Origin of the sequence: Devosia alba (assembly GCF_039938915.1) — a bacterium.
Taxonomy (GTDB): Bacteria; Pseudomonadota; Alphaproteobacteria; order Rhizobiales; family Devosiaceae; genus Devosia; species Devosia alba.
The window spans coordinates 36722-55981 of the sequence record NZ_JBDUUI010000015.1 but is presented as its reverse complement, the minus strand read 5'-3'; the positions used below and the strand labels follow the sequence as shown (position 1 = coordinate 55981).

The window sequence follows — 19260 nt, the reverse complement described above, 5'->3', positions numbered from 1 at the left end:
CTTGCGGGTGCTCAGGCCGTCCGAAATCATGGCCCTGTCGCTGTGTCACGACATGGCTGTCGGCTTACTGCACAGCTTAGGAGCTCGAACCGTCTGCAACGGGGCGCAGGGTGTTCTTGTCCACGAGGACCGTAAGATTGGCGCCGTTCTGGTCTTGCGTATGAACAACGATATTGTCGCCCCAGGCTTCGACCCGGTTCGCATCGATACCAGAATACTCAGCCAGATCGGCGGTGATCGACGGGATGGAGCGACCGTGGATGTCGTAATCGTCGGACGCGTTTTCCGAGCCGATGGCGACGGACGAGAGAAGAACGAGGGCGACGGGGACGACGCTGATATTGCGAAACATAGTGAATTTCCTTTCGAGGTTGCTTCGGCTTCTGTTGTTCGCCGATGACCTCAATTAATCACCACCCTCTCCCACGCCGTTAGGGCGATCCTCCCTTCGACTTGCTCAATTCTATCAAGCAGGAGAATTATAGATTTCCCGCCGCGTCACCTGAAGGCGACCGGCCAGTCCATTCGTCCCTTGCACCGACCCCCAAGTTTGGCTGCCAGACCGGCATAGCCCCGCGTCCGCAGTGGGGCGAGAGACATCAGACTCTGTCGTACGACATAAAATACCGGCGCCCGCTGCCGCCATGAGCCGACGTTTTATTCTCGTCCACTCGAACGCGCGACCGATCGGGACAGTAGCAACCTGGCTGCGGAGAACAGCTTTCCGCAGTTGACGGGTCTCACGGCACGCCCAAATAAAAAAAACCCTCAGAAACCTTTCGGTCTCCGAGGGTCTTGAATTGGTAGCGAAGCCCAGATTTGAACTGGGGACACGCGGATTATGATTCCGCTGCTCTAACCAACTGAGCTACTTCGCCAAAAGCCTTGCGCGCGCCCGATCGGGACGCGGTGCAATTGCCGACTATTTAGGTTTGGCGACCGCCACTGTCAAGCGGCTTGCCGACTTGCTTCTGCGATCATACGCGCGCTGTTCAAATATTGGCACCAGTCTGTCCTGATAGCGCTGCTGCCAAATCCTGGCGTGATGCACTACATCTAGGCCAACAGGCACGACGCCCCCCGCGTCGGCCAACAGGAGACAGTACCCATGACGCTCGAACTCGGAGGCATCCATCACCTCACGGCGGTCACCGCCGAGGCGAACAAGAACCTGGCCTTTTACACCCAGACCCTGGGCATGCGGCTGATCAAGAAGACCGTCAACCAGGACGACACCACTGCCTATCACCTGTTCTATGGCGATGGCGTGGCCTCGCCCGGCGCCGATCTGACTTTCTTTGATTTCGACACGGTCCGCGAGCAGCGCGGCAATCACACGGTCAGCCGCACTGGCCTGCGCGTCGATAGCCGCGACAGCCTGAACTGGTGGAAAGACCATTTGCAGTCCAGCAATGTCGGCACCAGCGCGATCAAGGAACGCAATGGTCAGCTCTCGCTCGATTTCGAGGATTTCGAGGGCCAGCGCTTCCGCATGGTGATCGACGAGGCCAACAAGGCAATGCCCTGGGCCAAGTCGCCCGTGCCCGCCGAACGCCAGATCATTGGCCTGGGTCCCATCTCCCTGGCTGTGCCCCGGCTGGATCGGACCGAGGCGGTGCTCACCCAGGTGATGAACATGCGCAAGACCCGCTCTTATGCCGCCACCAGCCACACGGCAGAAACCCATGTCTTTGAAATGGGACCTGGCGGCCCCGGCGCCGAGCTGCATGTCGTGGTTGATCCTGGCATGGGCCCGGCTCGCCCCGGAGCTGGAGGCGTGCATCACGTCGCCTTCCGCACCCCTGACCAGGACAGTCTGCGGCAATGGATCGACCGCGTGACCAGGGCCGGCATTCGTTCGAGCGGCGAAGTGGAGCGCTACTACTTCACCTCGCTGTATTTCCGCGAACCCAATGGCATCCTGTTCGAGATTGCCACCGATGTACCCGGCTTTACCGCCGACGAGCCGCTGGAAACCCTGGGCGAAAGCCTGGCTTTGCCACCGTTCCTGGAAGGGCGGCGGGCCAGCATCGAAGCCGGTCTCAAGCCGCTGGTTTAGGACCCTTTCTTCCCCTCTCCCCTTGTGGGAGAGGGTGATCTGGCGCGTTGAGCACCAGGTCAGAGCAAGGGTTGCGGGACCTTTTCATCTCCCTCGCTTTCGGGAGCAGACCTGGCCACATCGGGCTTCAACAGGCTCGCCGTCCTGACCAACTGGATGAACTCGGCGCGATAGCCGCTTTCATCGCTGCCCATGCCCGACCGGGCCAGTGCCTCAATCGCATCCCAGCCCATCGCCGCGCCGTAATCCGACCCCTTCAGCTTCTGCCCGAACGCGGCCACCGCAGCGGCAAATTTCTGGTCCACGCCCACTTCGGCAATGTCGCCATAGACCACGTCTGCCGTCACGGGCTGCTCGATCAACTGGCTCACATCGCTATCGGGCAGCTTGTAGCGCATCTTGAGGAAGGCGATTTCCCCGCCGGCCTCCGGCGCCACCGTCGTCTGCCCATAGCGCAGCGGATCAATCAGCCCGGCGCCCGAGCCAGCCGGCGTGATTTCGTAGATCGCTGTTACCGTGTGGCCCGCACCGATATCGCCGGCATCCACCGCGTCATTGTTGAAATCCTCGCGGTTGAGCGCCCGCGTCTCGTAGCCCACCAGCCGGTACTCGCTGACTACGGCCGGATTGAACTCGACCTGGATCTTGACGTCCTTGGCGATCATGTCCAGCGTACCCCCGATTTCCTCGACCAGCACCTTCTGCGCTTCTCGGAAGCTGGAGATATAGCTGGCATTGCCATTGCCGGTCTGGGCCAGCGCCTGCATCGTCGCATCGTCGAGATTGCCCCGGCCAAAGCCCAGCACCGAAAGGGTCACCCCACCATCGCGCTTGCTCTTGATGAAATCCTCCAGCGCGTCGGGGTCATCGATGCCGACATTGAAATCGCCGTCAGTGGCCAGGATCACCCGATTGGTGCCACCCTCGACCCTGCTCTGCTCGGCCAGTCGATAGGCCAGCGCGATGCCCGCCGCCCCCGCCGTGCTGCCGCCGGCGGACAACTGATCCAGCGCGCCGAGAATTTTTGCCTTTTGCGTCGCCACAGTCGGCTCCAGCACCACCCCGGCCGAACCGGCATACACCACAATGGACACCGTATCATTGGCCGAAAGCTGATCGACCAGCAGGGCGAACGCGCGCTTCAGCAGCGGCAGCTTGTCGGGCTCGTCCATCGACCCCGAGCTGTCGATCAGAAACACCAGATTGCTCGCCTTGTCCGCGCCGCCAGCGGGCTCATAGCCCTTGATGCCGATCTGCAGCAATTGCGTCCTGGCGTTCCACGGCGTCGGATAGACCGCCAGGCTCGGCCTGAACGGCGCCGCAGCGCTCTCGGCAGAGCGATAGTCATAGGGGAAGTAGTTCAGCAACTCCTCGATACGCACTGCGTCGGGCTCGGGCACATAGCCATCCTCCAGCATGCGCCGGACATAGGAATAACTCGCGGTATCGACATCGATCGAGAAGGTTGAGACCGGCTCATCTGTCACGGACTTCAGCCGCTGTTCGTCAAAGCCGGCGAAGGTGTCGCCGCTCGGTTGGCTCGGTAGCGCCACCATGGACGGCTGCGGCGCCGGCATGGCGAGCGCATCACTTTCGGCCGTGGCCGCAGGCGTCATCACCCGCATGGTCTGCAGCGGCGCTGGCTCAGGCGCCGCGATCGACTTGTCGCGGCCCACAATGGGCGCCACGCTTTTGCTGGCCGTCTCCGGCACCGTGACCTGCCCCTCCGAAGTGGCAAGTTCAGCTGGCGGCTGAATATTTGCCGCCGGCAACTGTTCCACCAAATCGGCGGGCGTCATCGAGGTGCTCGTATAAAGCTGATAGCCGAGCGGCAGCACCAGCAGTGCAATGGCGGCAGTACCAATGGGGATACGCAGATCCATGATCGATTTCCCTTTCCAGGAAGTGATGATGGCAGTCAGACGCTGCCCCCAGCCGCTTCCTTGGGTCGGTGCCCTCGATTTATTCTGCTGCGCTGCAAAGGCCGCCATGCCGGCTGCCAGCGCCTTTTGCCGCACATCAGCATGCGGCGCTGGCGCCTGGGCGCCGCGCAATTGTTCGAAGGGATCGTTTGGAAACTCATTGCTCATAGCAATTCCCTCAGGGTCTTGCGCGCCTGATGCACATGAAACGACACGGTGGCCTCGGCAATACCCATGATCTCGGCCGCCGCCGCATGGCTCAGTTCTTCGGCATAAACCAGCAGCACTGCATCGCGCTGTTTCTCGGGCAGACGCCGCACCGCCGTCCATATCTGGGCGCTGGTTGCCGCCTCTTCCTGCTCGGCAGGGTGGTCCGCTGGCGCCACCTCGGCATAGGCATCGACATGGCGCGCCTGCCGCATCGACTGGCGCTGCATGTCGCGCACCGCATTGATGGTGATGCGGTACACCCAGCTCGAAAATGCCGAACGACCGTCAAAGCCGGCAATCGCCCGGCCCAGCTTGACGCAGACATCCTGTGCGACGTCTTCAGCGTCACTGGCATTGCCGCTCCATTTCCAGGCCGCCCGGTGGATCAGCTCATAATGGGCTGCAATCAAGGTGCTGAACGCCGCCGCATCACCATTCTGCGCGCGCACGACCAGCGCCCGCGTCACGGCGCTGGCGTCCTCCTTGGCCAATGCGGCAGTCAGTCCCATCACCGGAGCGTACACTCGTGCTTACCTTTGGTCTCACCTTAGTGGTAAGACGCCGGTGCGCCGCCTATCCTTTGGGTGGCGTCCGCAGTTTTTTATGAAGGCCAATCCAATGGACGAACCCAAGCAAAAACCTTTCGCCCTCAACCAGGGGCGCGTCATCATGCTCATCCTGGGGGCTGTATTGGTGCTGATCGCCATCTCCACTGCCATGGGCGGTCTCAGCTCCTATCAGCAGCTCAAACAAGCTGCCAACGAAGCCAAGGCTGAAGCAGAAGCCGCTCCCGGCGCGACGCCAGCCCAGTAATCGCCTTAGGCAGCGGCAAACACCTGCGGCACGGCTTCGGCGATAAACCCGCCACCCCAGACTTCCGAGGTGGCGCTGTCATCGGCATAGAACACGCAGGCCTGGCCCGGTGACACGCCATATTCGCCGCTGACCAGCGTGACGAACACCTCGCCATCCCGGCTCTGGATCACCGCCGCTTGCGGCCCGGTGGTGGAGCGGATTTTGACCTCGACCGGCGCCCCATTGCCAGCGCTGAGTTCAGCCAGTGGCGTGCCGCCCAGCCAGTTCACATCGCGCAGCCGCACCGTATGGGTCTTGAGCGCCTCACGCGGCCCGACGATGACCTGGCGTGTCTTGTGCTCCAGCTTGATCACATAGAGCGGCTCGGCCGCCGCAATGCCCAGTCCCTTGCGCTGACCAATGGTGTAATTGAAGATCCCGGCATGGCTGCCCAGGACGCGGCCATCCAGATGCACGATCTCGCCACCTTCCACCGCCTCGGGATGCATTTTGCGGATGATATCGGCGTATTTGCCCTGTGGCACGAAGCAGATATCCTGGCTGTCATGCTTTTCCGCAATTTCCAGCCCCATCTCGCGCGCCATTTCGCGCACCGCAGCCTTGCTCATGCCGCCCAGCGGGAAGCGCAGGTAGTCGAGCTGCTCCTGCGTGGTGGCAAACAGGAAATAGGTCTGGTCGCGCTCCCCATCTACCGGCCGGAATAGCTGCCGGCGTCCGTCAGCGCCCAGCCGTGACTGCACATAATGGCCCGTCGCCAGCACGTCGGCGCCCAGATCCCGGGCCACCGTCATCAGGTCTACGAACTTGACCGACTGGTTGCAGGCGATGCATGGCACGGGCGTTTCGCCCTGCTGATAGGCATTGGCGAACGGCGCGATCACGCTCTGCTTGAAGCGCTCTTCATAATCGAGCACGTAATGGGGAATATTGAGCGCTGCCGCCACCCGGCGCGCATCGTGAATATCCTGCCCGGCGCAACAGGCGCCCTTGCGATGGGTGGCCTCGCCATGATCGTAGAGCTGCAGCGTGACGCCGACGACGTCATAACCCTGTTGGGCCAGCAGGCCCGCCACGACCGAGGAATCCACGCCACCAGACATCGCGACAACAACGCGCGTGTCCTCCGGGCGCTTGGCAATATCAAGCGAGTTCATTTTTGTCCTGTATCCGGTTGGGTTCAAGGGCCAGCGGACCAAATTTTGGTGGCCGCTAGATACTCCTTTCGTCCCCTGCCCGCAACAATTGCCCGGCAACATTTGCCGTCCCGTCCCGTTCTGTTGCCCGGACCACGTCCACATACCTTCTATAACCATCTGACAAACCAAGGATTTTTGTAAAAAATCCGACTTGGCAAGGCACTTGCATTGATAAGGGTGGATTGGTCTATTTTTGCGAGCCTCTGTCGTGGCATCTCATCTCACCGTTACCTCTAAACCGCCAACGGGCGCCCCGGCCTCCAAGCCGTTCGGCAACCCCAATGGAGCGGAAGCCGACAACGGTACCACCGATACCTTTGCCGCCTTGCTCGGCGGGGCGAGCCAGGCCATCAGCGGTCCAACTGCTGGCAAGAAGTCCGAGCAGGACGCGGACAAGATCGTCGACCTGCTGCAGGGTCTAGGCAAGGGCACGGGCGATGCCGAGGATCCCGACGCCATCGCTGCACTCACGGACGGCACCCAGACCGTTCAGACCACTGCCGAGACCAAGGCGCTGCTGACCGATCTGATCAACGACCTCGCCAGCCTCAAGCAGGCGTTGGATGCCGGCGAAACGCTCGATCCCGAATTGCTCGCTGACATCAACACCGCCCTCGATGGCCTGGCCGAACAGCTCGACCTCGATCTGTCGGCGATACCGGATCTGGCGGCCCTGACCGCCGCCGATCAGACCGATGCGGCCGCGCAACTGACCAATGCCTTGGTCCCGCTGGCGCAGACCCTGCTCGGCGGCGAGGCGGCTCCCTCAGCCAGCGCTGAGCTTTCCACCCAGATCAAGGCGATCGGCGACAAACTGGCAGCACTGCTCCAGGCCCTCAACAATGACGCGCTCAGCACTGACAAGCTGGCAGCCCTCGGTCTCGACAAAGCCGCCAGCTTTGATGCCGATCTCGAAGCCGCGCTGGCCAGACTGCTCAACGCGACACCCAAGCTTGCCAGTACGGCCGACGCAACAATGTTGGCCACTCCAACCCTCAAACTGACCGAGCCGGTTCTGACCGGCAAGGCCGATCCAGGTGCCATCGGCGCGCCCGCTCCACCCGGCGCCAGCGCTGATTCCAGCACGCCCGGCAGCGGTTCCAGGACAAGTGGCGACACTGGCGACGCGGCAGTCAAGCTCGCGGCGACCAGCGGCAATGCCGACAAGTCCGATGGCGAGCCAGCCGATAGCAACAAGCGCGACAACAAGCCCCTCGCAGCCCCCGCCACGCCCAGCGATGCCCGTAGCGAGGCGCCGGCGATGACGGCAACAGCGCCCCAGGCCGCCCGCGTCGACGCCGTCGCTCCGCGCGTGATTCAGGCCGGTTACCAGACCAGCCAGCAACAGCTGAACCTGCCGCAACTGGCCTTTGAGCTGGTGCGTCAGGTCACTGATGGCAATACAAGGTTCCAGCTCCGGCTTGATCCGGCCGAACTGGGCCGGATCGACGTCCGTCTCGACATCGACAAGTCCGGCCAGATCAATGCTCGCCTGGTGGTGGAAAAGTCCGAAACCCTTGATCTGATGCAACGCGACCAGCGCGCGCTGGAAAAGGCACTGCAGCAGGCCGGGCTCGATTCCAGCAAGACCAATCTCGAATTCTCGCTCAAGCAGAGCCCCTTCAGCGGCGGCCAGCAGCAGGGCCGGGATGATCAGGGCCAGCAGTTCAGCCTGAACGGAAACGGAGCCGACGATCTCGACGAGGCTCCACCCATCATCAACCTGTATCGCGGCAGCCTCACGGCGAGCGGCGTCAACATCATCGCGTAAGGAGTAGATGTCATGGCAGTCAGTGGCGTATCCGGATCCACCAGCGCAACACAGACGGCATCAGCGCGTGCCGGCATTGCTGACAATTTCGACACCTTCCTGAGCATTCTGACCACCCAGCTCAAGAACCAGAACCCGCTCGATCCGCTCGACACCAACCAGTTCACCCAGCAATTGGTGCAGTTCTCCGGCGTCGAGCAGCAGCTCAAGACCAATGATTTTCTGGAAACCCTGATGCTGGCGGGTCAGAATACCGCCAAGTCCGATGCCGTCTCCTATATCGGCAAGGAAGTAACCTCATCGGGCAAGACGGGCGAGCTCACCGATGATGACGCCGTGTTCTGGGCTTATAGCGCCGACGCCAATGCGACCAACGCCAACGTGACCATCAAGGACGCCAATGGCCAGGTCGTCTACACCCAGAACGGTCCGCTCAATGTAGGCCCGGGCACGTTCCGCTGGGACGGTATCGGCGGCGATGGCAGTGCCAAGCCGAACGGCGTCTATACCATCGATATCAAGGGCACCGACGCCAATGGCAAGGCCGTCAAAATCAGCACCGCCTCGATCGGTGTCGTCACGGCTGTCGATTTCACCGGCGACATACCGATCCTCACTGTGGGCAGCCGCAGGGTCGCCATCACGGATGTGACCGATGTGCGCATTCCTGACGTGACCGCCGTGCCGAACCCCGATACCGATACCGATACCGAGACCGAGACCGAGACCGAGACGGACGCTTAGCGCACCCCGCTCCGGACAAACTATGCGCACCCTCAGGCACCAACTGAGGGTGTTTTGCTGACCGCGAGTCAGTCAAATCCGCGCGCCGCCAATACCCACAAAGTCAGGACAGCCCTTAACCTGTTGTAAGCTTTGCCTTAGTCGAATTTTAAGGCAGTTGCCCTAGTCTACTCAACATATGGTCAGGTTTGAGTAGAGAGTAAAATGACCGTACAGATGCGACCTCGCGTTAAGTACGTTATCGGGCCGGACGGAAGTCCGCTCACGATTGCAGATCTTCCCCCCGCCAATACGCGGAGGTGGGTCATTCGCCGCAAAGCCGAAGTCGTCGCTGCCGTGCGCGGCGGTTTGCTCAGCCTCGAGGAGGCCTGCGACCGCTATACACTCAGCGTCGATGAATTTTTGAATTGGCAAGCGGCTATCGATAAGCATGGCCTGGCTGGATTACGGACCACCTGGATCCAGCACTATCGCGAAGGCTGAGCGCACGCGCTCATAGCTCAGATATCCAAAGCCCGCCCGGCTCGCCGGGCGGGCTTTGCTGTTACGGCGCGTTGGCGGTCAGCCATGCCATGGCGGCCGGGCGTTGCGCCATGGCCTGATAATAGGCCTCTGCGGCGGGCATCGGCGCGTGCTCGAACGGAATGGCAAACCAGCGGTGCAGGCCCAGCGTGATGGCGATATCGGCCAGCGAGAACTGGTTTCCGACGACAAACGCACCGCCCTTGGCCAGATGCGCCTCGATGATCTCCATCTTGCCCGTCCACGCCGCGATACTGTTCGCCAATTTCTGCGGATCATCAAAGCCCGGCGCCCGGCGCGCGATCGACATCAACGGGTAACCCCAATGACTACCCATCTCGTTGCTCTGCCACTGCACCCATTGCATCGCCAACGCCTGTTCCCGCACATTGCCCGGGGTCAGCGCGCCCTTGCCATGAGCCTGGTTGATGTAGCCCATGATGGCGATACTGTCCCACAGCACGAAGTCGTCCTCGACGAGCACGGGAACCTGCGCGTTCGGATTGAGCGCCATAAATGCCGGCACCTTGGGATCGCGCAGCGGCATGCCCCAATCTTCGCGCTCATAGGCGATGTTTAATTCATCGAGTGCCCACAGCACCTTGCGCACATTGATCGACGTTACCCGCCCGAGGACTTTGAGCATGTTCGAGAACCCTTCATTCACTGTGCCCGGCAATATCTGCCGAGAATTGCATTATGCAACAATTCGTTAACCCTCTGTTTACCACCAGCTAGGTAATTTTTGCCCAGCGATCAGCGTGCATTGTTGCGTTGGCATGAGTCCCGTTTGAATCGAGTGCCGGCTTGGATAATTTCACACAGTTGATGAACCGCATAGGATTGCCGCGCTTGGCAGCCATGGCGACTGTCGCTGTCCTCATGCTGGGCTTTTTTGCCTTCCTTGTCATGCGCGCCCAGACACCGAACCTGGCGCCGCTCTATACCGGCCTGAGCCTGGAAGACTCCTCCTCGATCATCAGCGAGTTGCAGACCCTTAACGTGCCCTATGAATTGCGCGGCGAGGGCGACACCATTCTGGTGCCACGCGACCAGATCACCACCCTGCGCATGACCCTGGCCGGCTCTGGCCTGCCCCAGCGCGGCCAGGTCGGCTACGAGATATTCGACCAGCAGTCCACGCTGGGCGCCACCAGCTTCGTGCAGAACATCAACAATGTGCGCGCCCTTGAAGGCGAACTGGCTCGTACCATCAATTCGCTGACCCGCATCAAGTCGGCACGCGTTCATCTCGTGCTGCCCGAGCGCGAACTGTTCCGCCGCGAACGCAAGGACCCTAGCGCCTCCATCGTGCTCTCGGTCCGGGGCGAACTGTCGAGCAGCGAAATTCGCGCCATCCAGCACATGGTCGCTTCGGCCATCGAAGGCATGACCCCATCCCATGTTGCGGTTGTCGATGATCAGGGCAATCTGCTCGCTTCGGGCTCCGGCGACGAGGGCGAGGGCGCCTTGTCGGGCCAGAGCGCCGAGCGCCGCCTGAATTACGAAAACCGCCTGCGCACGCGTGTCGAGGACATGCTGTCCAATATTGTCGGGGTCGGACGGGCCCGCGTTGAAGTCAGCGCCGAAATTGACTTCAACCGCTCCACCACGACCCAGGAGACCTTCGACCCCGAATCCCAGGTGGTTCGCTCCAGCCAGATCCGGGAAACCGAGAATCTCACCGCTGGCGCCAATGGCCAGGTGACCGTGGCCAATGAACTGCCCGGCGCCTCCGCCAATGGCGGTGCCGGCGGCACCGAGCAGGGCACCTCCACCGAGGAAGTGACCAATTACGAAATCTCCAAAACGACCCAGACCGCCGTCACCGAAGCCGGTCAGGTCAAGCGCCTCTCGGTCGCTGTGGTGGTTGATGGCACCTATGTTGAAGATGGCGCCGGCAATGTCACCTACACCCCCCGCAGTGCCGAGGACGTCACCCAGATACTGACCCTGGTTCGCTCCGCGGTGGGCTACTCGGAAACCCGCGGCGACAGCGTCGAGGTGGTCAACCTGCAGTTTGCCGAACGTCCTGAACTGGCCACACCCGGTACGGATGCCAGCGGTGGCCTGTTCGACTTCACCCGTGATGATCTGATGAATGGCGCCCAGATGGCCGTCACCCTGCTGATCGCCCTGGCCCTCGTCTTCTTCGTGATGCGACCATTGCTCAAGAAGGTGCTGACCCCTGAAATCAAGCCATTGTCGCTGCCGCCAGCAGCCGAAGTCGGCCACCAGGGCGTACTCGGCCCCAATGGTCAGATCATCACCGCGCCTCCTGAAGAACCCAGGGACAAGACCCCCGCCTGGGTCTCCAACGCCAAATCCATGGGCGAAACCCAGCTCCAGACCCTTAAAATGGTCGGCGAGCTTGTCGAAGAGAACCCCAAACAGGCCGGGCTGATTGTGCGCGACTGGCTTGGTAGCGCGGCGTAACCCCGATGGCCCTCGTATCTCAATCCGGCGAAACACCCCCCGAGGCTGCCAAGGCAGCCGCCCAGCTCATTGTCAGCGAGACAACCGAGGCGCGCGTCCTCAAGGGCGACGAAAAAGCGGCAGCGCTGCTGCTGGCGCTCGGCCCTGACTACGGCAAGCCCATTTTTGACGAACTCGACGAGCTCGAGATCAAGCAACTCAGCCGCGCCATGGTACGCCTGGGTCCGATCACCCAGGAAATGCTCGACGATCTGATGATCGAGTTCGTCACCGCCGTGTCGTCCAATGGTTCACTGGCGGGCAATACCGATACGACCGAACGCCTGCTGCTCAGCTTCCTGAGCCAGGACAAGGTCGATTCCATCATGGAAGAGATCCGTGGCCCGGCCGGTCGCAACATGTGGGAAAAGCTTTCCAATGTGCAGGCCGACGTGCTGGCTGCCTATCTCAAGAACGAATATCCCCAGACCATCGCTGTGGTGCTTTCCAAGATTGCCACCGATCATGCCTCGCAGGTCCTGGCCGTACTGCCAGAAGAGCTCGCCATGGACGTCGTCCAGCGCATGCTTGGCCTTGATCCGGTGCAGAAGGAAATCCTCGAAAAGATCGAATCCACACTGCGCACCGAGTTCATGTCCACGCTCAACCACTCCAAGCGACGCGACAGCCACGAACAGATGGCCGAAATCTTCAACTCCTTCGACCGCCAGACCGAAGCGCGCTTCATCACCACGCTCGAAGAGAATAATCGCGATGACGCCGAACGCATCAAGGCGCTGATGTTCACCTTCGAAGACCTGGCCAAGCTCGAATCCTCGGCGATCCAGACCCTGCTGGCGCGGATGGACAAGAAGGAACTGGCCATGGCGCTCAAGGGCGCCAACGACGCCGTCAAGGCTACCTTCTTCGAGAACATGGCCACCCGCACGGGCAGGCTGCTGCGCGACGATATGGAGGCCATGGGCCCGGTCCGCCTCAAGGATGTCGACGAAGCCCAGGGCCGCATGGTCTCCACCGCCAAGGATCTCGCCGCCAAGGGTGAGATCATGATCATGAAGACCAAAGCTGACGATCAGATGGTGGCATAATGGCACAACCCGCTCGTTTCACCTTTGATCTGGATATGGGGCAGAAGACCGTCGCTGCTGCGCCCAAGCCCACCGTACCCGAGGAACTGGTCGCCCAACTGGTTGCCCAGGCGCGCGAGGATGCCTATGCGGAAGGTCTGGCTGCTGGCGAACGCAGTGCTGTCAGCCAGGCGGCTCAGACGCTGGCCTCGGCGGCTGGCACCCTGGCTACGCAGAGCGCCGAAATGGCGGCAGCGCTGGATGACGCCATCAACCAGGCCCAGCACGACGCCATCGAACTTGCCGCTGCGATTGGCCGCAAGCTGGCCCTGCACCTGCTGGCCCGCTACCCCACCGCCGAACTCGATGCCCTGATTGCCGAATGCATGCAGAGTCTTGGTAGCGTTCCCCACCTGGTGGTTCGCTGCCATCCCAAGATTGCCGATGGCATCCGTGACATCGCCACTGCCCATATGCAGACCTCCGGCTTTTCCGGCCGTCTGGTGGTCATGGGCGATCCCGATCAGCGGATGAGTGATGGCAAGCTGGAATGGGTCGATGGCGGTCTGGTCCGCAATATCGGCGCCACGTCCAAGGATATCGACAACAAGATCACCACCTATCTCGCCGCCAAGTCCGGCAAGCCCGTTGCACAGGAGAGTGGCCATTGAGCGATTCTGATAATGACACCGAAGAAGCCATCAACTTCGAAGAGATGCTGGCCAGCGTCCGCGAGGAAACGCCCGAGGCCTATGTTGAACGCAGCGCTGCCGATCTGGAGGCGGTGTTTGACGTTCCTGTGCGGATCTCGGTCGTGCTGGGGCGCACCAAGATGGCCGTTTCCGATCTGCTCAAGCTCGACACCGGCACGGTTATCGAGCTCGACCGCCAGGTTGGTGAGGCCGTTGAGATCTTCATCAATGAACGGTTGGTGGCGCGGGGCGAGATCGTGCTGGTCGAGTCCAAGCTGGGCGTCACCATGACCGAAATCATCAAGCCGCAGTAGGGAGAACTCAAGATGCGTTTGCTCATCGTCGGGGCCCTCGAAGGCCAGCTCAGCACCGCCACCAAGATGGCCATGAATGGCGGCGCCAAAGTCGCCCACGCCCCGTCAGTCGAGATCGCGCTGGCTGCCCTGCGCGCCGGCCGTGGCGCCGACCTGTTGCTGGTCGATGTGGTCATGGACATTGCCGGCCTGATTGCCGGGCTTGAAGCCGAGCGCATTGCCATTCCAGTGGTCGCCTGCGGCGTCGAGGCCAATGCTGCTGCAGCGGTCAATGCCATCCGCGCCGGCGCCAAGGAATATATCCCCCTGCCGCCCGATGCCGAGTTGATCGCCGCCGTCATCGCCGCCGTCGCCCGCGACAGTTCGGAATTCCTGTTCCGCGATCCGGCCATGGAGCGGGTCGTCAAAATGGCCGACCAGATCGCCGGTTCTGATGCCTCAATCCTGATCACCGGCGAAAGCGGCACGGGCAAGGAAGTCCTGGCCAAATATGTTCACGCCCGCTCCAAGCGCGCCAACAAGCCCTTCATCTCGATCAACTGCGCCGCTATTCCCGAAGCGCTGCTGGAATCGGAACTGTTTGGTCACGAAAAGGGTGCCTTTACCGGCGCCATCGCCCGCCGTATCGGCAAGTTCGAGGAAGCCTCGGGGGGCACCCTGCTGCTCGATGAAATCAGCGAGATGGATGTGCGCCTGCAGGCCAAGCTGCTGCGCGCCATTCAGGAACGTCTGATTGACCGCGTCGGCGGCAGCAAGCCCGTTCCCGTCGACATTCGCATTCTTGCCACCTCCAATCGCAATCTCAACGAGGCCGTCCGCGAGGGCAGCTTCCGCGAAGACCTGCTGTTCCGTCTCAACGTCGTCAATCTCAAGCTCCCGCCCCTGCGCGATCGTCCCGGCGATATCGCTGCGCTGTCCGAGCATTTTGTCGGCAAATATGCCAAGGCCAATGGCCTGCCACCGCGCGTCCTTTCCCCTGACGCTCGTGCTGCCCTGCTCAAGGCCCCCTGGCCGGGAAATGTCCGTGAGCTGGAAAACACGTTGCATCGCGCGGTGTTGCTCTCTTCAGGCGATGTCATCGGTTCCGATGCCATTGTCCTGCCCGATGGCATGGGTCTCAACGAAGTGGCTGCCGCCAGCTCGCTCTCCTCTCAGCTGGCCCACACCGCTCAAACCATGTCGGCGGCCCTGGTCGGCCGCACCGTGGCCGATGTCGAACGCGATCTGATTCTCGATACCCTGGATCATACCTTGGGCAACCGCACCCATGCCGCCACTATCCTGGGCATCTCGATCCGCACGCTGCGCAATAAGCTCAACCAATATGCCGATGAAGGCACGCCCGTGCCCGATCCCGGCGAACGCCGCAGCGTGGCGTAGTTGGAACATTTGACCAGCCAATCCTCCTCCCCAACTCTCCCCGCACGGGGGAGGGTTGGCGGTTTGACACAATCTAGGATTGCGGCATGACCGACCTGCCCACCGGCCGCCAGCATTCGCCCTTCAAGATCCCGACCCCCGCATCGGTCGTGGACATGCTGCGTTCAGGCGACATCGCCTTGGCGACCGGCGTCATGGGCCTCATCGTCATCCTGATCGTGCCGATGCCGCCCTTCCTGCTCGATGGGTTGCTGGCCATCTCCATTGTGTTTTCGGTGATGATTCTGATGACGGCGCTGTTCATTCAGAAGCCGCTGGAATTCTCGTCTTTCCCCACAGTTCTGCTGATCGCCACCATGTTGCGCCTCGGTCTGAACCTGGCCACCACCCGCCTGATCCTGTCTGATGGTCACACCGGCACCGCAGCGGCGGGCCACGTCATCGAAGCCTTTGGCAATTTCGTCATGCGGGGCAATTTCGTCATCGGCGTGGTGGTGTTCGCCATCCTGGTGCTGGTCAATTTCATCGTCATCACCAAGGGTTCGGGCCGTATCGCCGAAGTGGCCGCACGCTTCAACCTCGACGCCATGCCCGGCAAGCAGATGGCCATCGACGCCGATCTCAGTGCCGGTCTGATCGACGAAGACGCTGCCAAGAAGCGCCGCGCCGAGCTCGAAGGCGAGAGCGCCTTTTTCGGCAATATGGACGGCGCCTCCAAATTCGTGCGCGGCGACGCCATCGCCGGCTTGATCATCACCTTCATCAACGTCATTGCCGGCATCTTCATCGGCATGATGCAGGAGGGACTGACGATCCAGGAGGCCGGCAATGTCTATACCCTGCTCACCATCGGTGATGGTCTGGTCTCCCAGATCCCGGCGCTGATCGTCTCGACCGCGGCCGGTATCCTCGTGTCAAAATCCGGCGTTACCGGTTCAGCGGACAAGGCCCTGTCGGCCCAGTTCACCGGCTATCCACGGGCCTTGGGCATGTCCGCGGCCGTCATGGGCGTGCTGGCTTTCCTGCCCGGCATGCCCATCGCTCCGTTCCTCTCCATCGCCTGCTTTGTCGGCTATGTCGCCTGGCGTTCGGCCCGCACCAAGGATGAGCACCGCGAGGACGCCAGCCTCGCCGCCGCCGCCAATGCGCCAGCCCTGCCCGGCGGGCCGCACGGGCAATCTGACGAACAGCCCATCACCGACAGCCTCAAGATCGATGAGCTCAAGCTTGAACTCGGCTATGGTCTGCTTAGCCTGGTCAAGGAAGACGAGAACGGCTCTGATCGCCTCACCGAACAGATCAAGGCACTGCGCCGCCAACTGGCGACCGAGCTTGGCTTCATCATGCCGCCGGTGCGTATTCTCGACAACATGCAGCTCGAGCCCAACAGCTACAAGGTGCGGATCAAGGAAGTCGAGGCCGGTGCCGGCGAGATTTTCGCCAGCCAGCTCATGGTCATGGACCCCTACGGCAACCAGATCGACCTGCCGGGCCACCACACCACCGAGCCGACCTTTGGCCTGCCCGCCACCTGGATCGAACCGGCGCTGCGCGACGAGGCCGAACTGCGTGGGCTCTCCATCATCGATCCCTCGACGGTCATCTCCACCCATCTGACCGAAGTACTCAAGACCAATGTGGCCGACCTGCTCAGCTACGCCAATGTCCAGTCCCTGCTTTCGGGTCTGCCCAAGGAACAGCAGAAGCTGGTCGAGGATATCGTGCCCGGCCTGATCACCGTCTCGGGCGTGCAGCGCGTGCTGCAGACCCTGCTCAACGAGCGCATCTCCATCCGCGATCTCTCGACCATTCTCGAAGGCATTGCCGAAATCGCCGGCAATGGCCGCTCGGTGCAGACCATTGCCGAGCATGTCCGCAGCCGCCTGGCGCGCCAGCTCTGCGCCGCCAATCTGGGCCCCGACGGCAATCTGCCGCTGCTGACACTGGGCCCCCAATGGGAGCGCGACTTCGCCGAAGCCATGGTTGGCGAAGGCGACAGCCGCCATCTGGCCATGGCACCGTCACGCCTGCAGCAGTTTATCGGCGCCGTCCAGGTAGCCTATGAGAAGGCCGCCCAGACGGGTGAAATTCCGGTCCTCATCACCTCCCCGGGCATTCGCTCCCACGTCCGCGCCATCATCGAGCGCTTCCGGCCACAAACCGTGGTCATGAGCCAGAATGAAGTGCATCCGCGCATTCGCCTCAAGACAGTCGGCAGCGTCTAGAAGTGGGCAGGGTTCGGCTTGAAGGCTATCTTGAGGTGCCGCCGGAGCGGATTGCTCAGGTCGTTGCCGCCCTGCCCGCCCACATCGCCCTCACCCGTGCAGAACCCGGGTGCCTGGCCTTTGAGGTAAGCCAGAGCGCAACCACGCCCGGACATTTTCTGGTCGCTGAGACCTTTGTCGATCAGGCCGCCTTCGACCTGCACCAGGCCCGCACCAGAGCGTCGGCCTGGGCCGAAGTCACTGCGGGCCTCAACCGGCACTACACCGTGACGGTTGCTGACGGGCCAGACCACTAGGCAGTAGGGCGCCCGCTCGGCTATCGTGGCGCCATGACCATCTCGATCCTTATCGTCCCGCCGTTCTCGACCCTGTGCAATGCCGCATTCGCGCTGCGCCGCGAAGTCTTTGTCTGGGAACAGAAGGTCCCCGAGGCCGAGGAACACGATGCCGATGATCTGACGGCGACTCATTTTGTCGCTATCGCTGCCGGGGAGGTCGTTGGCACGCTGCGCCTGCTCGACCGGCCTGAGCACGTCAAAATTGGCCGCGTCGCCGTGCGCCAGGCCTTTCGCGGTCAGGGCATCGCCAAGGCGATGATCCATGCCGCCATGGCCCACGCCCGCGCCGCTGGGCGTGATCGCTTCTATCTGACAGCACAGTCCGACAAGCTGGATTTTTACCAGCGGCTGGGCTTTGTCGCCTTTGGCCCTGAATTCCAGGATGGCGGCATGCCGCACCGGGCCATGCGCACCTATGATCGCGACAGCGCCCAACTGACCGATTGACCGGCATCCGGGCAGGGCGACCCCACGAGGCGACTTTATTGGGAACGTCTCGGCGAGTCGTCGCGTTGTTGTGACATCATGGGCCGCACGATGCGCCACCTGCAAGTTTTGCATCGCACGGCCCGTTCACCACAAGAATGAACATACGGAGCTTACTATGATCCGCACCCTTTTGGCCACTACGGCCCTTGCTGCCCTGATGTCGACCGGCGCCATTGCCCAGGATGCCACTCCTGCCACCGATCCGGCGGCGCCAGCAACCAGCACTGAAGCCCCGGCCACCGATGCCATGGGCGCCGCCCATAGCGCTGCACCATTCGATATGGCGACTGGTTACACTGCAGTCGACACCGACAATCTGGCTACACGCCTGATCGACCAGCCCGTCTATTCCAGCTCGGGCGATGACGCCGAGGAAATCGGCAACGTTACCGATCTGGTGTTCAGCAATGACGGTCAGATCACCGCAGTGGTGATCGGCGTTGGCGGTTTCCTGGGCATTGGCGAGAAGTCAGTGGCCGTGGATTTCGCGTCGCTTGAATTCACCGTCGCGACCGACAACACCGAGCGCTGGGTCCTGCCCACCTCCGCTGACGCGCTGAATGCCGCTCCAGACTTCGTCTGGCAGGAAGATGAACCGGCTGATGCGATGGCGCCGGTTGACAGCATGGCCCCAGCCGATGCCATGGCCCCGGCTGATGGCATGACCCCAGCCGATCCAGCCGTCGCCCCGGCGGCCCCTGCCACTGACGGTGCAGCAACGACGACGCTGCCCCGTGAAGGCTACGCACCAATCGAGTATGAGGCCCTCACGGCCGAAAACCTGACCGGCGCGACCGTTATCGGCCCCAATGGCGAAGACATCGGCGAAGTCGGTGACATCCTGCTGACCGCCGATGGCGAGATCGATGCCATGGTTGTCGACTTCGGTGGCTTCCTCGGCCTCGGCCAGAAGCGTGTGGCTGTGACACTGGACAATCTCGACTTTGCTGCCAATGAGAGTGGCGACCTGGTGATCTACAGCGACTTCACCCGCGAGCAGCTTGAAACCCAGCCCGACTACGACGAAGCCACTTACGCGAACGATCCGACCCAGCGCGCCACCGACATGTAATCGCGCG

General features: G+C 62.0%; 19 protein-coding genes and 1 tRNA gene. 14 read left to right on the top strand and 6 right to left on the bottom strand.

What is annotated here, in order from left to right; genetic code table 11:
• Nucleotides 1-76: 76 nt before the first annotated feature.
• Both ABFY71_RS16840 and ABFY71_RS16835 read right to left on the bottom strand, forming a co-directional pair.
• Nucleotides 77-352: a hypothetical protein gene (locus ABFY71_RS16840; RefSeq protein ID WP_347947088.1), complete on the bottom strand. Its 276-nt coding sequence runs from the start codon at nt 350-352 to the stop codon at nt 77-79.
• A 449-nt stretch (nt 353-801) separates the two neighbouring features.
• Nucleotides 802-878 (bottom strand) — tRNA-Met (locus ABFY71_RS16835).
• Between the two features lie 230 nt (nt 879-1108).
• Here ABFY71_RS16835 and ABFY71_RS16830 point away from each other — a divergent pair.
• Nucleotides 1109-2059, top strand: a complete 951-nt coding sequence (locus tag ABFY71_RS16830) for a ring-cleaving dioxygenase (protein ID WP_347947087.1) — start codon at nt 1109-1111, stop codon at nt 2057-2059.
• A 59-nt stretch (nt 2060-2118) separates the two neighbouring features.
• Here ABFY71_RS16830 and ABFY71_RS16825 read toward each other — a convergent pair whose 3' ends face one another.
• Entirely contained in the window at nt 2119-4149 is a 2031-nt protein-coding gene (locus ABFY71_RS16825; RefSeq protein WP_347947086.1) for a vWA domain-containing protein, read from the bottom strand.
• Nucleotides 4146-4715 (bottom strand): RNA polymerase sigma factor, encoded by a 570-nt coding sequence (locus tag ABFY71_RS16820; protein WP_431021549.1) that lies wholly within the window; start codon nt 4713-4715, stop codon nt 4146-4148. The genes ABFY71_RS16825 and ABFY71_RS16820 overlap by 4 nt, the downstream gene beginning before the upstream one ends.
• A gap of 94 nt (nt 4716-4809) precedes the next feature.
• On the opposite strand from ABFY71_RS16820, the gene ABFY71_RS16815 reads away from it, so the two are divergent.
• A complete protein-coding gene (locus ABFY71_RS16815) occupies nt 4810-5004 on the top strand; it encodes a hypothetical protein (RefSeq protein ID WP_347947085.1) in 195 nt (64 codons plus the stop codon).
• Between the two features lie 5 nt (nt 5005-5009).
• On the opposite strand, the gene mnmA is transcribed toward ABFY71_RS16815, so the two are convergent.
• Nucleotides 5010-6161 carry a tRNA 2-thiouridine(34) synthase MnmA gene (gene mnmA, locus ABFY71_RS16810; protein WP_305581970.1) on the bottom strand — a complete coding sequence of 384 codons (1152 nt, stop codon included), beginning with the start codon at nt 6159-6161 and terminating at the stop codon, nt 5010-5012.
• Nucleotides 6162-6411: 250 nt separating this feature from the next.
• On the opposite strand from mnmA, the gene ABFY71_RS16805 reads away from it, so the two are divergent.
• From ABFY71_RS16805 to sciP, 3 genes are all read left to right on the top strand, one after another.
• A complete protein-coding gene (locus ABFY71_RS16805; protein WP_347947084.1) occupies nt 6412-7974 on the top strand; it encodes a flagellar hook-length control protein FliK in 1563 nt (520 codons plus the stop codon).
• Between the two features lie 12 nt (nt 7975-7986).
• The gene (locus ABFY71_RS16800) at nt 7987-8718 is read left to right on the top strand and encodes a flagellar hook assembly protein FlgD (RefSeq protein ID WP_347947083.1); all 732 of its coding nucleotides are present in this window, start codon (nt 7987-7989) and stop codon (nt 8716-8718) included.
• A gap of 204 nt (nt 8719-8922) precedes the next feature.
• Entirely contained in the window at nt 8923-9201 is a 279-nt protein-coding gene (gene sciP / locus ABFY71_RS16795; protein ID WP_035102845.1) for a CtrA inhibitor SciP, read from the top strand.
• Nucleotides 9202-9262: 61 nt separating this feature from the next.
• Here the strand turns inward: sciP and ABFY71_RS16790 are convergent, their stop codons facing one another.
• On the bottom strand, nt 9263-9886 hold the full coding sequence (locus tag ABFY71_RS16790) for a glutathione S-transferase family protein (protein WP_347947082.1): 624 nt from the start codon (nt 9884-9886) through the stop codon (nt 9263-9265).
• A gap of 161 nt (nt 9887-10047) precedes the next feature.
• Here ABFY71_RS16790 and fliF point away from each other — a divergent pair, with 161 nt between their 5' ends.
• The 9 genes from fliF to ABFY71_RS16745 all read left to right on the top strand — a co-directional run bounded on the left by fliF (nt 10048) and on the right by ABFY71_RS16745 (nt 19253).
• Nucleotides 10048-11676 carry a flagellar basal-body MS-ring/collar protein FliF gene (gene fliF, locus ABFY71_RS16785; RefSeq protein WP_347947081.1) on the top strand — a complete coding sequence of 543 codons (1629 nt, stop codon included), beginning with the start codon at nt 10048-10050 and terminating at the stop codon, nt 11674-11676.
• Nucleotides 11677-11681: 5 nt separating this feature from the next.
• Nucleotides 11682-12764 carry a flagellar motor switch protein FliG gene (gene fliG / locus ABFY71_RS16780; protein WP_305581988.1) on the top strand — a complete coding sequence of 361 codons (1083 nt, stop codon included), beginning with the start codon at nt 11682-11684 and terminating at the stop codon, nt 12762-12764.
• The gene (locus tag ABFY71_RS16775) at nt 12764-13414 is read left to right on the top strand and encodes a FliH/SctL family protein (protein ID WP_305581990.1); all 651 of its coding nucleotides are present in this window, start codon (nt 12764-12766) and stop codon (nt 13412-13414) included. The genes fliG and ABFY71_RS16775 overlap by 1 nt, the downstream gene beginning before the upstream one ends.
• Nucleotides 13415-13458: 44 nt before the next feature.
• Nucleotides 13459-13749 (top strand): flagellar motor switch protein FliN, encoded by a 291-nt coding sequence (gene fliN / locus ABFY71_RS16770; RefSeq protein WP_305582016.1) that lies wholly within the window; start codon nt 13459-13461, stop codon nt 13747-13749.
• Between the two features lie 12 nt (nt 13750-13761).
• Nucleotides 13762-15129, top strand: coding sequence for a sigma-54-dependent transcriptional regulator FlbD (gene flbD / locus ABFY71_RS16765; protein ID WP_305581992.1), 1368 nt, complete (start codon nt 13762-13764; stop codon nt 15127-15129).
• A gap of 86 nt (nt 15130-15215) precedes the next feature.
• The gene (gene flhA / locus ABFY71_RS16760; protein ID WP_305581994.1) at nt 15216-17354 is read left to right on the top strand and encodes a flagellar biosynthesis protein FlhA; all 2139 of its coding nucleotides are present in this window, start codon (nt 15216-15218) and stop codon (nt 17352-17354) included.
• A gap of 2 nt (nt 17355-17356) precedes the next feature.
• Nucleotides 17357-17650: a putative quinol monooxygenase gene (locus tag ABFY71_RS16755; protein WP_347947080.1), complete on the top strand. Its 294-nt coding sequence runs from the start codon at nt 17357-17359 to the stop codon at nt 17648-17650.
• A gap of 33 nt (nt 17651-17683) precedes the next feature.
• Nucleotides 17684-18139 (top strand): GNAT family N-acetyltransferase, encoded by a 456-nt coding sequence (locus ABFY71_RS16750; RefSeq protein ID WP_347947079.1) that lies wholly within the window; start codon nt 17684-17686, stop codon nt 18137-18139.
• A gap of 157 nt (nt 18140-18296) precedes the next feature.
• Nucleotides 18297-19253 (top strand): PRC-barrel domain-containing protein, encoded by a 957-nt coding sequence (locus ABFY71_RS16745; protein ID WP_347947078.1) that lies wholly within the window; start codon nt 18297-18299, stop codon nt 19251-19253.
• Nucleotides 19254-19260 lie beyond the last annotated feature (7 nt).